The following is a 13173-nucleotide window of genomic DNA, read 5'->3' on the forward strand; positions in this document are numbered from 1 at the left end:
CTTCCCTGTCGGAGGAGAGCTACTTCCGCAGGGACGCCGCGATCTGGGCCATGACGGTGTTGTCGGCCAGGGTCGTGGCGTCGCCTACTTCGCGTCCTTCTGCGACGTCCTTGAGGAGGCGGCGCATGATTTTGCCGGAGCGGGTTTTCGGTAGCTCCGGGACCACGAGGATGGTTTTGGGCTTGGCGATCGGGCCGATTTCCTTGCCCACGTGGTTACGGAGGTCCTGGATGATCTGGTCGCCGGAGTCCACGGCGTCGCCGCGGAGGATGACGAACGCGACGACGGACTGGCCGGTCGTCTCGTCCGCGGCACCCACGACGGCTGCTTCGGCCACGGACGGGTGCGACACCAGGGCGGATTCGATCTCGGTGGTGGAGAGCCGGTGCCCGGAGACGTTCATGACGTCATCCACCCGGCCCAGGAGCCAGATGTCACCGTCCTCGTCCTTCTTGGCGCCGTCGCCGGCGAAGTACATGGCCTCGAAGCGGGACCAGTAGGTGTCCTTGAAGCGTTCCGGGTCACCCCAGATGCCGCGGAGCATGGCGGGCCAGGGCTCGCGGATCACCAGGAAGCCGCCGTGGCCGTTGGGCACGGACTCGCCGAGTTCGTCGACGACGTCCACGGCGATGCCGGGCAGCGGCACCTGGGCGGAGCCGGGTTTGGTGGCCGTGACGCCGGGGAGCGGGGCGATCATCTGGGCGCCGGTTTCGGTCTGCCACCAGGTGTCCACGATGGGTGCCTTGTTGCCGCCGATGACGTCCCGGTACCACATCCACGCCTCGGGGTTGATGGATTCGCCCACCGAACCGAGCACGCGCAGGGAGGTGAGGTCGTACTTGTCCGGGATGTCCCGGCCCCACTTCATGAACGTCCGGATCGCGGTGGGTGCGGTGTAGAGGATGGAGACCTTGTACTTCTCGATGATCTCCCACCAGCGGCCCTGGTGCGGGGAATCCGGGGTGCCTTCGTACATGACCTGGGTGGCGCCGTTGATGAGCGGGGCGTAGGCGACGTAGGAGTGGCCGGTGACCCAGCCGACGTCGGCCGTGCACCAGTAGACGTCCGTCTCGGGGTGCAGGTCGAACACGGCCTTGTGGGTGTAGGCGCCCTGGGTGAGGTAGCCGCCGGTGGTGTGCAGGATGCCCTTGGGCTTGCCGGTGGTCCCGGAGGTGTAGAGGATGAACAGCGGGTGCTCGGAGTCATGCCCGACGGCGGTGTGCTGGGTGGAGGCGGCCCCGACGGTGTCGTCCCACCACTGGTCCCGGCCTTCGTGCCAGTCCACGTCCTGGCCGTTGCGCTTGACCACCACAACGTTCTGGACCGTGTGCCCGCCTTCGCGGGAGAGGGCGTCGTCGACGGCGGTTTTCAGGGCGCTGGGCTTGCCGCGGCGGTAGGTGCCGTCGGCGGTGACCACCAGCTTGGCTTCGGCGTCGTCGATCCGGGAGCGCAGGGCGTCCGCGGAGAACCCGCCGAACACCACGGAGTGCACGGCCCCGATGCGGGCGCAGGCCAGCAGCGTGATCACCGCTTCCGGGATCATGGGCAGGTAGACGGCCACCCGGTCGCCCTTGGCGACGCCGAGGGATTCGAAGGCGTTGGCGGCCTTCTTCACTTCCTCGGTGAGCTGGGCGTAGGTGTAGGTGCGGGTGTCGCCGGGTTCGCCTTCGAAGTAGATGGCCACCCGGTCCCCGAGACCGTTCTCGACGTGCCGGTCCAGGGCGTTGTAGGCGGCGTTGACCTCGCCGCCGACGAACCATTTCGCGAACGGCGGGTTGGACCAGTCCAGGGCCTGGGTGAAGTCCTTGGACCAGGTGAGCAGTTCACGGGCCTGCCGGGCCCAGAACGCGGGACGGTCGGCGTCGGCCTCCGCATAGTCGGCTGCTGTGACGACGGCGTCGGCAGCGAACTCGGGGGTCGGCGCAAACTTGCGGTTCTCGTGCAGCAGGTTTTCGAAGGCGTCGCCCTGCGCCTCGCCCTGCACGGAAGCTGCGGGAGCGGTGGCGGTGGAGCCGGGAGTGTCCTGGGACATGGTGAACCTCATCATTCATCGATCTTTGTTGCGCGGCGTGTACCGTTGCCGGGCCGTGCCCCACCGCTTTTGCGCGGCATTGGGCAAGGGCCGATCACGGGCCTTCCGCAAAGAGCTGTTCCGAAATCAAGACTAATGCTTGAGCGGGCGGCAGTGTGCGCCCTGTCACAGAGGCGCCCGCGAGCGGCGTTTATTAAGCGGTGAATGGTTTTGCGGGCCAGCCCCGGACGCCACGCAGGCACTCCTCCGGCTAGTGATAGCCAATGCTGTTGACTAGGCTGAGATTGAATTGTGACTTTCGACGGAGCCGTCCGGCAGGGTAACCGCGTTGCGTGCGACCCGGCCGGATGGAGCTTCCAGACGGCACGCATTTTGGGACTGGAAAGTCTTTCGGTGCCGCCACGCTAAGGAGAAACAGAATGAACCAGCAAAGCTTCGGCCAGAATTCCGGCCGTGCAACAGCGGCCGGACCTAATGGCCCGTCCGGGAGCAGCGCGGGGACAGGCCAGCCGGCGCCGGCAACAGGCAAGCCGGGCTCCCGCCACCAGGCCGTCCTGGGGCACTTCACCGTACGCGACCTCGCCGTCTTCGCCGCCACCCTCATTCTTTTCGTCACCTCCCTGCTGCCGGTCTTCCTGACCCGCTTCAATCTCTGGAATGCAGGCAACCTGTTCTTCCTGGGCCTGGGAATCGTCCTGCCGCTCATCGTCAGCGCACTGTTCGCAGCCCGCCGGCTCGCGCCCGCCACGAAGGTCCGGATCGGATCGCTGTCCATCGACCAGTTTGCGTCCGTAGTGGCGTCCTTCGCGCTGGCCTTCTTCTTCATCTCCGTGGCCGGTGACTACCACCCTGCGCTTCTTGCAGGGCTGATCGGCTCCATTGTGCTGTTTGCGGCCACCGTACTGGGCCGGTTCATTCCCTACTTCGCCAGCGACTTCGAGGGCCGCGCGGAGACCCCCGCCCATGTGGTCGCCCGTGAGTCCGCCGTTCCGCTGCCGAAACCGCACACGCCCAAGGCCCCGAAGGAATCCAAGGCCGCTGCGGCCGGCCCGGCCGTTGCCGGTGCTCATGGCGCTGCCGTGACCGGCTCCGCTGCCGGGGCGGCAGGTGTCGCCGCAGGCTCGGCCGCTGCCGCCGGTTCCGGTGCCTCCGCCAGCTTCCAGCCGGCCGGGTCGACGCCGGGAATGTCGCCTTTTGCGCCTTCCCCGCAGACTTTTGAAGAAGCCAAGCCCGCTCCTGCGGCGCAGGCCGCAGAGCCCACGCCTTCCCAGTTGCCTCAGCCCGTCCAGGACGCACAGCCGGCCGATGTGGCTAACGCGGCACCGTCCGCCCAGTCCGCGCAGCCCGCCCCGTCAGCCCCGGCTGAGGCGGCCGCCGTGTCATCGGCGCCGGAAGTATCCGAATGGCCCGCCGAGGGTGACTTTGGGCCCCCGACCCAGGCAGCCGACGTCGTGACTCCCGCCGCGGCGGCCGCAGCCGACGAAACCCCGGCAGGCAAAACCCCGGCAGCCGCGCAGGCCCGCCAGGAGCCCATCGCGGCCACCGCCGTCCACCAGCAAGTGAGGCGGGAAGAACCCATCGGCGCCACAGTGGATCCGGCCAGCCGCCCGGAGGAATCGGACGAGCAGCCGGTCCACGAGGCCTTCTGGTTCGCCGTCGCCCAGCACCGGACCGCCGTTGACCCCCGGACAGGTGCCCCCGCCTTCGTCATTGAACCGGGCGGCTGGGTCCTGGCCCTCGAGGACCGTGGCCATGAATTCCTGGTCCAGCACACCGACGGCCGCGTGGGTGTGCTGCGCGACCTGAGCAACATCGAGCGCGGCTAGCCGGGCCGGTGGCCACGTCACGAACTCCGAGGACGGGCGCGGCCCGGACTGCCGGAGCAGCCGCACCTGCGGGAGCCACATCCCGGGCGGCAGCAGCCGCGCCCGGTCCCAGGGTTTCCTCCGAGTCCCTGCTGGCCCTGAAGCGGCGTGCGCGGCGCATCAGCAAGGCCCTCGCGGAGAAGTACCCGTACGCCCATGCCGAGCTCGATTTCCGGAGCCCGTTTGAGCTGCTGGTGGCCACCGTCCTGTCCGCTCAGACCACCGACGTCACCGTCAACCAGATCACGCCTCTGCTGTTCGCGCGGTACCCCGACGCCCGCGCGATGGCCGAGGCCGACCCCTCCGCGATGGAAGAAATCATCAAACCGACCGGGTTCTTCCGGGCCAAAACCCGGAGCCTGATCGCTTTGGGCACGCGGCTGGTGGACGAATACAACGGTGTGGTGCCCGGCAGGCTTGAGGACCTGGTGACCCTGCCGGGGGTGGGCCGCAAAACGGCGAACGTGGTGCTGGGCAACGCCTTCGGCGTCCCCGGGATCACGGTGGACACTCATTTCGGGCGGCTGGCGCGCCGCTTCGGCTGGACCCTGTCCGAGGATCCCGTCCAGATCGAGTTCGACGTCGCCGAGCTGTTCGAGCCACGCGACTGGACCATGCTCTCGCACCGGGTGGTGTTCCACGGGCGGCGGGTCTGCCATTCCCGGAAGCCTGCCTGCGGCGCCTGTCCGGTGGCAAACTGGTGCCCCAGCTACGGACTGGGCGAGACCGATCCCGCCAAGGCCGCCAAACTGCTGAAATACGAGCTCGCTCCCGGCAGCGAACCGCTCCTCGCCCAGTTGCTGGCCGAGACGGACCGCGCCGCGGAAATCCGGATTGAATCACAGAAGCGGGTTCCGTGAGCGCCCGTCAGGACCTGCTCGACCTCGTACAGAGGACAGAATCCGGCAACGCCCCCGAGCCCGATGCCCTCTGGGCGGCGCTGACCGTGGACGAGAGCATCGCCCGCCGGGCCGCCGTACTGATGCTCTTTGGTGTCCTGGACACCGTCCCCGCCTCATCCGGCAAGCCGCTCGCCCCCGCAGACCTGGACGTCCTGCTGCTGGAGCGTGCGCACACGCTGGAGTCACACCCCGGCCAGGTCGCCTTTCCGGGTGGCAGCATCGATCCCGGCGAAACACCCGTGGCTGCCGCGCTGCGCGAAGCTGAGGAAGAAACCGGGCTGGACTCCGGCGGAGTGGAGGTCCTGGGCACGCTCCAGGAACTCGGGCTGGCCCGCAGCAACTTCCTGGTGACGCCCGTGCTGGGCTGGTGGGCCTCGCCGTCGCCGGTGCGGGTGGTGGACTACGGCGAATCCGCGCAGGTTTTCCGGATACCGGTCCGTGACCTGCTGGACCCGGACAACCGGGTCATGTCCACGGTCAGCCGGGGCGGGCGGACGTTCAACAGCCCTGCCTTTACCGTCAACGGGGTAGTAGTCTGGGGCTTCACGGGCATTGTGCTCACCGGGCTTTTTGAACAACTGGGCTGGGCCGTGCCCTGGGACCGGTCCCGCCTGCATGAGATCAGTATCTGACCGGCGCCGGGTAGATCAGGACTGCGGCTGCTGCCGAAGATCCACCACTACTCCTGTGGCCGCGTTTTCGCGCACGGCCTTAATTCCCTCGATCAAGGTTTTTACGCACTTGAAATTTGGCGAAACCGCCACGATGTTGCCGTCAGCGTCGGTGAGCCGGAGCCTGTAGGCCTCGTCACCCACGCGGTGTATTTCGAACCTGCCCGCCATGTGCCGGACCTCCCCTGGGTATGCATCTTTGCATGTAGTGCTTGACCCGCTTCTTGAGTCAGTTAATTGACTGTAACGCCGCTCACAGGCGCCCTGCCAGCTACTCCCGGGTAGGTTACTTTGCGGGGCGCACCGTGTCGGTCCACCGGCTTGTGACTGGAGGAGACGCCGCCGGATCGATAGGGTGCCGAGCCCGATTTGGGCCGCTATTTGGCGTTGTCGTACGAGTCCACCACGGCCACGCTGACGGGGAATTCCACCGGGATCCGGCCGAACAGCAGCTCCTTGGCCGCACTGGCAGCATCTTCGATCGCCACGATGCACGCGTCAACCTGCGGTTCCGGCGCGTGGACCATCACTTCGTCGTGGAGGAAGAATACAAGCTCTGGACGGCCGGTACCTTCCGCGCGCATGGCCCGGAGCCGCCGTCGTAATTCCGCGAGCCAGCACGCCGCCCAGTCCGCCGCCGAACCCTGCACCACGAAGTTCCGGGTGAAACGGCCGCGGGAGCGGGCGATCGATTCGGCCCGGCGCTGCTCCTCGGCCGTGGTGGACTGCTGGCTCTGGTACCACTGACGTGACGGCGGCGGGCTGCTGCGGCCCAGCCGGGTGGTGACGGTGCCGCCGGCCTCCCCGTCGCGCGCGGCCTGTTCCACGAAGCCCACGGCGCGCGGGTACGTCTTGGCCAGCTGCGGCATCAGGCGGCCGGATTCGCCGGTGGTGGCACCGTAGATGGCGCCGAGGAGGGCCACCTTGGCCTTGGCACGGTCGCCGCCGAAGCCCTGGGCGGCGATGCCGGCGTACAGGTCCTTGTCCCGCGCAGCTTCGGCCATTTTGGTGTCCTGTGCCAGTGCCACCAGGACGCGGGGCTCCAGCTGGGAGGCGTCCGCGACGATGAGCTTGTAGCCCGGATCTGCGTGCACGGCGCCCCGGATCTGGCGCGGAATCTGCAGCGCCCCGCCGCCGCGCGATGCCCAGCGGCCCGAGACGACGCCGCCCACCACGTACTCCGGGCGGAACCGTCCGTTGTGCACCCACGCATCCAGCCATGCCCAGCCGTTGGCAGTGTGCAGGCGGGAGAGTTTTTTATAGGCGAGGAGCGGTTCGATGGCGGGATGGCTGGACTCCTTCAGCTCCCACTGCCTGGTGGTCTTCACCTCGATGCCGTTGCGGTGCAGGGCGCGCATCAGTTCCTGAGGTGAATCGGGGTTCAGCCCGGGTGAGCTGAGCAGGGCCCGCAGTTCGGTGTTCAGGGCCTCGAGCTTTGCCGGACGGTGGCCGGACGGCGGGCGCGGTCCCAGGTAGTCGGCGAGGATTTCCTCGTGCAGGTCCTCCCGCCAGGGGACGCCGGCATGCTGCATTTCGGCGGCGATCATGGCTGCGGCCGATTCGGCGGCGAGGAGCAGCTGGAGCCGTTTGGGGCGGTTCTCCCCGGGGCTCGCCGCCGCCAGGGCCACCTGTTGTGCGGCGTATTCGGCCCGAAGTTCCTCGGGCGTGTAGCGGGGCGCTGTCCCGTGGCCCGGATCCTCGAAGAGTGCGCCCTGCTCGGCGGGCGGTGCGGGCGGCTGCAGTGCGCGCGGCGGCTGAAGGTCCTCATCCAGCGTGATCTTGTCAGCAGTCCGCGCGTAGTCGGTGTGAGCTGTGAACTCGGCACAGGCGAGGATATTGCCGCAGAGGCTCAGGTCATAGCAGCGGTCCAGTTCGATTCCTGCGGCCAGCAGTGACGGGTACCAGTCCTGGGTGCGGTGCCAGATCCAGCGCGGCGGCGGGCCGCCGTTCGGCCGGCTTTCCAGATTGCGTACGACGGCGGCAAGCTCGCCCGCGCTGACCACGCGCGGTTCCGGGGTGTTGGAGTGGGGGTCTCCGGCCTGGGTGAGTTCCTGGAGAGCTGCGCCCTGGGGATGGGCGGCGAGCAGCAGGTACATACGACAATTCTGCCCTGTCGCAGGGGTGGGCTTGTGCGGGTGGGCGCCGGGCGGGGCGGCTCCGGGCTGTCCTCCACGCACATTGTCATCCCGTGGTTGCCCGACTTTGTCCACATAGGACTGTTCACGGCTTACGGCTGCCCCCGCGGCGGGTCAGTGTTGACCTATGAGCAGGCACCAGCAAGCACCGTCACCGTCAGGCCCGGCCAGCGCTTCCATGCCAGTGCGGCGTGCGTCACCGGGGGAGCGGGCCGCGTCCGCGGGCGAACCGGCACATGCCCGCGGCCCTGACCCGGGCGCGTGGCTGCCGGAGGAGGCTGCCGAGGTGCTGCTGGTTACCGGGTCCGGCTTCCTGCAGGGTGAGGTGGAACGTATCGTCGCCGCCGCAGGCGGCAGGCTGCGTGCGGTGGCAGACGCCGTGGAAGCCGCAAGGTACTGGGACTCGTCGTCCGTGGTGCTTGTGGGCAGCGATGTCCGTGAACTGCCGCCCCGACGCCGCGCTCCTGCCGTGCTGGTGGGCCTCAACGGGGAGGGCGACAGCCTCTGGCACCTCGCGGCCGCCCTCGGAGCGGAGCGGGTAGCCGTGCTGCCCGATGCTGCGGCGTGGCTGGCCGAATACCTCAGCCGGTCGCGCTCGCCCCAGGCCGGTGGCCTGGTCCTGGGCGTCACCGGCGGATGCGGCGGCGCGGGAGCCACCACCGCCGCCATCTGGATCGCCCAGGCGGCTGCCGGGATGGGCGTCCGGGTGCTGCTGGTGGACGGTGATCCGTGGGGCGGCGGCCTGGAGTTGGCGCTGGCCGCCGAGGAACTCCCCGGCCTCCGCTGGCCGGACCTGGCCGGGGCCAGCGGAAGCATCGATCCTGATCAGCTCTCTGATTCGCTGCCGATTACCGGTGGTTTTTCCTTCCTGTCCTGGCCGGGGAGCCGGGACCGTCCCGCGCCCGTGGATGCGGCAGCGGCCGGCGGCGTCCTTGATGCGGCCCGGCGTGGCTACGAACTGGTTGTGGTGGATATCGGGCGTGGTGCCGAGCCCCTGCACACCTTCGCCTGGGATTGCGACCGGATCCTGGTGGTGGTTCCCGCCCAGCTGAAGGCAGCGGTGGCGTCGGCCCGGCTCCTTCAGGAGCTTCCGCCCGTGGAGGCCGCTTTGCTGGTCCGGGGAAAGCCCGGCGCAGCGCTGGACAGTGCCCTGATCGCCGATGCCGTGGGGCTTCCGGTCCACGGCCGGGTGCCAGACCTGCGCGGCGTGACGGGTGCCTCGGAGAGCGGACGCCTTCTTGAACTGGGGAAACGCCGCAGCGTGCGGCACTTTGCGGCTTCTGTCCTGGACCTGCTCGACGGCGACCTGGAAGCAGGAGTACTGCCGTGAACGCCCGGGCTTCTCGGATCCCGGCATCTCCATCGTCACCTGAAGGGGCCCGCCGCCGCCAGGCGCGTGTCCTGGATTCCCGGTTTGTCGACTCCCGGGGCCTGGATTCAGGGCTGCTGGAATCGGTCCGGGAATCGGTGATGGCCGACGCCGGACCGGTCACGGCCTCACGGGTGGCCGCAGCCGTCCAGGCCACCGGGAAAATGCTCGGAACAGCCGGCTCGCTCGCTGCCGTGGAACGGATCAGCGCCGAGCTCAACGGCCTGGGGCCGCTTCAGGAGCTCACCCGGGATCCGGCGGTGACGGACATCTTCGTCAACGCACCCGACTCCGTCTGGCTGGACCGGGGAAACGGGCTCGAACGCTCGGCCGTCTCCTTTGCCGGCGAAACCCAGGTCCGGGCGCTGGCGTCCCGGCTCGTGGCTGCCGGCGGGAGGCGCCTGGACGACGGCTCGCCCTGCGTGGACGTCCGGCTCGACGGCGGTTACCGCATCCATGCCGTCCTCCCGCCGATTTCCACGGCAGGCACCCTCCTGAGTGTCCGCATCCGGCGGGAGCAGGTTTTCACCCTCGATGAGCTGCGCGCCGGTGGGATGTTCGGCGAGACCGTCCAGGACGTCCTGGAACGCGTCGTCGGGCACCGGCTGAGTTTCCTGATCAGCGGTGCCACGGGATCAGGGAAAACCACCCTGCTGTCCACGATGCTGAGCCTGTGCTCTCCGCGCGAGCGCATGGTCCTGATCGAGGACGCTTCCGAACTGAACCCCGTCCACCCGCACGTTGTGTCCCTGGAATCCAGGCATGGAAACCTCGAGGGCGGCGGCGGAGTGGACCTGGGCGAATTGGTCCGCCAGGCGCTGCGGATGCGGCCTGACCGGCTGGTAGTGGGCGAGTGCCGCGGCGCCGAGGTGCGGGAACTGCTGACCGCCATGAACACCGGCCACACCGGAGGCGGCGGAACCATCCACGCGAACACGGCCACGGCCGTTCCCGCCCGCCTGACGGCACTGGGAGCGCTGGCCGGACTGGGGCAGGAAGCGGTACGGCTGCAGGCCGCCAGTGCCCTGGACGTTGTCATCCACGTGGACAGGCCGCCGCGCGGGCGCCGGGTTGCGTGCATTGGTGTGATGGAGGAAGGCCAGGGCGGCTTGGCCGTCGTTCCCGCCCTGGAGATGCGACGGGACCTGCTGACCCCGGGTCCGGCCTGGGGCCAGCTGGCCGTCCGGCTGGGCCTCGATGACCGCCTGACCGGAACAGCAGCGTGACTGCGCTACTGGCCGGCTGCCTGTTCCTGGCCGTCTGGCTCTTCCTGCGGCCGGCCCGGACTGCCGCCGTCCGGTTCCGCCATGCCGTTGGCAGCGCTGCGGGCGTTGGGGCTGATTCCGGAGCAGGCTTGTCAGGCGCATCCGGCCGGGGAAGGTCCGATGGCGGCATTTCCCTAGGGCAAGCGGCGCTGGCGGGGCTCCTGCGGCGGAGAAGCAGTAGCTCCGGCAACATCTCCATGACCCTGGTCGTTCAGCAGCTGGCGGCGCTGCTGAAGGGCGGCAGGACCCCCGCGCGGCTCTGGGATGAATTGTGGTTCCTGTACTCCGAACGGCCGGATGCTGCCCGGAACAGCGGCACCCCTGCCGGCCAGACCTCCGTGGCACGCCTGAGCCTCGGCTCTGAGGGGGTGCTCGGCGCGGCCCGGGCTGCCGCGTTCCGAGGCGCGCCGGTGTCGGACGCCATCGGGAGCGCGGTCCCGCCGGCCTTTCGGCAAGCGGGCGGCCGGGAGCCTCGGATCTGGGTCCAGTTGGCGGCATGCTTTGACATCGCGGAGGCCAGCGGCTGCCCGCTCGCTGACGTGCTGACACGGTTCGCCGCCCAGCTGGAAGTGGAGGACGACGCCGAAGCGGCCCGGCAGACTGCGCTCGCCGGCCCCCGGGCCACCGTCAGCCTGCTGACGTGGCTGCCACTGATGGGACTTGGGCTGGGCATCGCTTTGGGCGTGGATCCGTTGGCCATCCTGGTCGGGACCCCGCTTGGACTGGCGTCCCTCGCGGCCGGCATCGTTCTGACCGTCGCCGGCCGGATCTGGTCGGCCCGGCTGGTCCACGGGGCCGCCGGGGCGGGGGTGCCATGACCTCCCTGCTGCCTGCCGCCGTCGTGCTGGGATGCCTGGCTGCCGCCGCGGTCCTTGCTTTCGCCGGGCCGGGACGGGTGGGGCAACGGCTGAGGAGCTTGCAGCGTGGTCCGGGAACAGATTCGCGTCCTGGTCGGGCGCCGGGCGAACGGCGCAGCGAGTTGCCTGGAAGTCCCGACGGCCTGCGGGACACCGCGATGATGCTGGAACTGGTGGCCGCCATGCTGGACGCCGGGTCCGGCATCGGGCGTTCACTGGAACACGTCGCAGGCACGGCGTCCCCGGGGTACCGCCGGTCACTCCGGCCTGTTGTCGCCGCCCTGGCCATCGGGGCCGACTGGGAGACTGCCTGGCGCAGCTCCGAAGTCCGGCTGCCGGAAATACTGGAAATGCGCGACGCCCTGGGCTTCGCGGCCCTGACCGGGGCCCCGTCGTCTGCCATCCTGTACGCCCAGGCCGCCAGAATCCGCCGTGAGAGGTTCCGGGCGGCCGAAAAGCGCGCTGCGTCCCTCGGCGTGAAACTGGTGATTCCCTTGGGGCTGTGTTCGCTTCCGGCCTTCATCTGCCTTGGCGTGGTCCCCGTGCTGCTTGCCCTGGTGCCCTCCTGACCCCTGTGTCCCCGCCCGTGCCCCGCTCCTGACCAGCGCAAGCCTTTGAACCATTTCGTCGCGCCCCGGTTCTTTCCTCACAACTCCTCCACAACGGCGGCGAGCCACCCGCTTATCCACTTACGACAACCGGTCCCTTACCGGCGCCGGGCCGGCCCGGAAGAGTCGGAGGTGCCGGCAACCGGGCCGGACCGCTGAAAGGAAAAACCATGTTGATGAACCAAAGCACCGCCGTCGCCGCCACGGAACACCGGGCTTCAGCCGCCGGGGCCGCAGCCGAAGCAGTTCCCACAGCCAAGCAGCGGGGTGCGGCCGCGGAGACGGACAGCAACGTTGTGGAGCTGTACCCAGGCGCCAGCGGACGCGGGCAACGCCGCGGCCGGATGCGCCGCCTCGGATCGGAAGCCGGCATGGCTACCGCGGAATATGCCATCGCCACTCTCGCAGCCGTGGGGTTCGCAGGGCTGCTGGTATTCATCCTTCGCAGTGATGAGGTGCGCGGCTTCCTCCTGAACCTGATCCGCACGGCGCTGGCCCTGCCATGACCCGGGTGCGGCCCAGGCTCCGGCCCGATCGCCGGGCCGGTTGCTCCCAGCGCGGCCGCCCCGGGCGGGGGAACGCCCGCGGAGCCGTGACTGCGGAGTTCGCGGTGGCTCTTCCGGCCGTGCTCCTGCTCCTGGCGCTGTTGCTTGCGGGTGCGGCTGCGGGAGCTACCCAGCTGCGGCTTGAAGAGGCAGCGCTCGCCAGCGCCAGGGCACTGGCCCGGGGTGAAGGCCCGGCCGCGGCCGAAGCGATCGTGGGCAGGCTGGCCGGGTCCTCCGCCACCGCGTCCATCGCCGCCGACGGCGAATGGGTCAGCGTCACCGTTGCAGACAGGGTGGCTGGGCCGCTGGGGGCAACGGTGCCGTGGACGCTGACGGCCAGGGCCTCCACCCGCAATGAAACCGCGCGGGCTCAGGGCCGGACTGCGCCCAGTACGGCTGCCCAAAGTACGGCTGCCCAAAGCACGGCTGCTGCCAATGGCGCCGCCGCCCAACGCGCTGCGGCCCTCGAAACGGCGTGGACGCGGCACCCGACCATGGCGGCCGCGGCATGAGCGGCGGCCTCCTGGACCACGGCGAGCGCGGATCCGGAACCGTCCTGGCCGCCGGACTGGCACTGGTGGTGATCATGGCCATGTCACTGGTGCTGTTGCTGGCCCAGTCGGCCGTGATGGCCAGCCGGGCGGCGGCAGCGGCGGATCTTGCGGCACTCGCCGCGGCGGACGCCCTCCGCGGCCTGACCGTGGGGGAGCCGTGCGCAGTCGCGGCGGACGTCGCCGGCCAGCACGCCGCCAGGGTAGTCAGCTGCAGCGAAGGCGCGGGACAGACCGTAGAGGTCAGCACCGAGCTCGTAGCCAGGACCGTACTGGGAACAGCCACCGGCCGTGCCAGGGCAGGCCCGCCGCCGTAGCGCGCAACGTCCGGGCCGCCGGTACTGAAGTGCTCCGGGTCTGGCGTGCTCAAACC

The 13173-nt window shown here is 69.5% G+C and carries 13 protein-coding genes; 10 read left to right on the forward strand and 3 right to left on the reverse strand.

What is annotated here, in order from left to right:
* Positions 1-19: 19 nt before the first annotated feature.
* Positions 20-2032 (reverse strand): acetate--CoA ligase, encoded by a 2013-nt coding sequence (gene acs / locus EYS21_RS20400; RefSeq protein WP_131135113.1) that lies wholly within the window; start codon positions 2030-2032, stop codon positions 20-22.
* Between the two features lie 419 nt (positions 2033-2451).
* Between acs and EYS21_RS20405 the strand changes: the two genes are divergently transcribed.
* The 3 genes from EYS21_RS20405 (at position 2452) to EYS21_RS20415 (ending at position 5431) form a co-directional block, all read left to right on the forward strand.
* Entirely contained in the window at positions 2452-3858 is a 1407-nt protein-coding gene (locus EYS21_RS20405) for an NADH-quinone oxidoreductase subunit J (protein ID WP_131135071.1), read from the forward strand.
* A 128-nt stretch (positions 3859-3986) separates the two neighbouring features.
* On the forward strand, positions 3987-4757 hold the full coding sequence (gene nth / locus EYS21_RS20410; RefSeq protein WP_242633537.1) for an endonuclease III: 771 nt from the start codon (positions 3987-3989) through the stop codon (positions 4755-4757).
* On the forward strand, positions 4754-5431 hold the full coding sequence (locus tag EYS21_RS20415) for a CoA pyrophosphatase (RefSeq protein WP_131135073.1): 678 nt from the start codon (positions 4754-4756) through the stop codon (positions 5429-5431). The genes nth and EYS21_RS20415 overlap by 4 nt, the downstream gene beginning before the upstream one ends.
* A gap of 15 nt (positions 5432-5446) precedes the next feature.
* Here the strand turns inward: EYS21_RS20415 and EYS21_RS20420 are convergent, their stop codons facing one another.
* Together EYS21_RS20420 and EYS21_RS20425 are read right to left on the reverse strand one after the other, a co-directional pair.
* Positions 5447-5641, reverse strand: a complete 195-nt coding sequence (locus EYS21_RS20420; RefSeq protein ID WP_131135074.1) for a DUF1508 domain-containing protein — start codon at positions 5639-5641, stop codon at positions 5447-5449.
* A gap of 206 nt (positions 5642-5847) precedes the next feature.
* Positions 5848-7566 (reverse strand): bifunctional 3'-5' exonuclease/DNA polymerase, encoded by a 1719-nt coding sequence (locus tag EYS21_RS20425; protein ID WP_131135075.1) that lies wholly within the window; start codon positions 7564-7566, stop codon positions 5848-5850.
* Positions 7567-7732: 166 nt separating this feature from the next.
* Here EYS21_RS20425 and ssd point away from each other — a divergent pair, with 166 nt between their 5' ends.
* From ssd to EYS21_RS20460, 7 genes are all read left to right on the forward strand, one after another.
* Positions 7733-8935, forward strand: a complete 1203-nt coding sequence (ssd, locus tag EYS21_RS20430; protein ID WP_242633530.1) for a septum site-determining protein Ssd — start codon at positions 7733-7735, stop codon at positions 8933-8935.
* 71 nt (positions 8936-9006) lie between these two features.
* The gene (locus tag EYS21_RS20435) at positions 9007-10200 is read left to right on the forward strand and encodes a TadA family conjugal transfer-associated ATPase (RefSeq protein WP_242633538.1); all 1194 of its coding nucleotides are present in this window, start codon (positions 9007-9009) and stop codon (positions 10198-10200) included.
* Positions 10197-11057 (forward strand): hypothetical protein, encoded by an 861-nt coding sequence (locus tag EYS21_RS20440; RefSeq protein ID WP_131135077.1) that lies wholly within the window; start codon positions 10197-10199, stop codon positions 11055-11057. Before EYS21_RS20435 ends, EYS21_RS20440 begins: the two co-directional genes overlap by 4 nt.
* The gene (locus EYS21_RS20445; RefSeq protein ID WP_131135078.1) at positions 11054-11665 is read left to right on the forward strand and encodes a type II secretion system F family protein; all 612 of its coding nucleotides are present in this window, start codon (positions 11054-11056) and stop codon (positions 11663-11665) included. Before EYS21_RS20440 ends, EYS21_RS20445 begins: the two co-directional genes overlap by 4 nt.
* A 209-nt stretch (positions 11666-11874) precedes the next feature.
* Positions 11875-12210 (forward strand): DUF4244 domain-containing protein, encoded by a 336-nt coding sequence (locus EYS21_RS20450; RefSeq protein WP_131135079.1) that lies wholly within the window; start codon positions 11875-11877, stop codon positions 12208-12210.
* Entirely contained in the window at positions 12207-12761 is a 555-nt protein-coding gene (locus EYS21_RS23825) for a TadE family type IV pilus minor pilin (protein WP_242633531.1), read from the forward strand. Before EYS21_RS20450 ends, EYS21_RS23825 begins: the two co-directional genes overlap by 4 nt.
* A complete protein-coding gene (locus EYS21_RS20460) occupies positions 12758-13117 on the forward strand; it encodes an Rv3654c family TadE-like protein (RefSeq protein ID WP_131135080.1) in 360 nt (119 codons plus the stop codon). Before EYS21_RS23825 ends, EYS21_RS20460 begins: the two co-directional genes overlap by 4 nt.
* Positions 13118-13173 lie beyond the last annotated feature (56 nt).

The organism is Arthrobacter sp. S39 (genome assembly GCF_004320525.1).
GTDB lineage: Bacteria > Actinomycetota > Actinomycetes > Actinomycetales > Micrococcaceae > Arthrobacter.

Coding starts and splice junctions, on each gene's coding strand:
- acs (WP_131135113.1), bottom strand. CDS start 2,032: ATGTCCCAGGACACTCCCGGCTCCACCGCCACCGCTCCCGCAGCTTCC.
- EYS21_RS20405 (WP_131135071.1), top strand. CDS start 2,452: ATGAACCAGCAAAGCTTCGGCCAGAATTCCGGCCGTGCAACAGCGGCC.
- EYS21_RS20420 (WP_131135074.1), bottom strand. CDS start 5,641: ATGGCGGGCAGGTTCGAAATACACCGCGTGGGTGACGAGGCCTACAGG.
- EYS21_RS20425 (WP_131135075.1), bottom strand. CDS start 7,566: ATGTACCTGCTGCTCGCCGCCCATCCCCAGGGCGCAGCTCTCCAGGAA.
- ssd (WP_242633530.1), top strand. CDS start 7,733: ATGAGCAGGCACCAGCAAGCACCGTCACCGTCAGGCCCGGCCAGCGCT.
- EYS21_RS20445 (WP_131135078.1), top strand. CDS start 11,054: ATGACCTCCCTGCTGCCTGCCGCCGTCGTGCTGGGATGCCTGGCTGCC.
- EYS21_RS20450 (WP_131135079.1), top strand. CDS start 11,875: ATGTTGATGAACCAAAGCACCGCCGTCGCCGCCACGGAACACCGGGCT.
- EYS21_RS23825 (WP_242633531.1), top strand. CDS start 12,207: ATGACCCGGGTGCGGCCCAGGCTCCGGCCCGATCGCCGGGCCGGTTGC.
- EYS21_RS20460 (WP_131135080.1), top strand. CDS start 12,758: ATGAGCGGCGGCCTCCTGGACCACGGCGAGCGCGGATCCGGAACCGTC.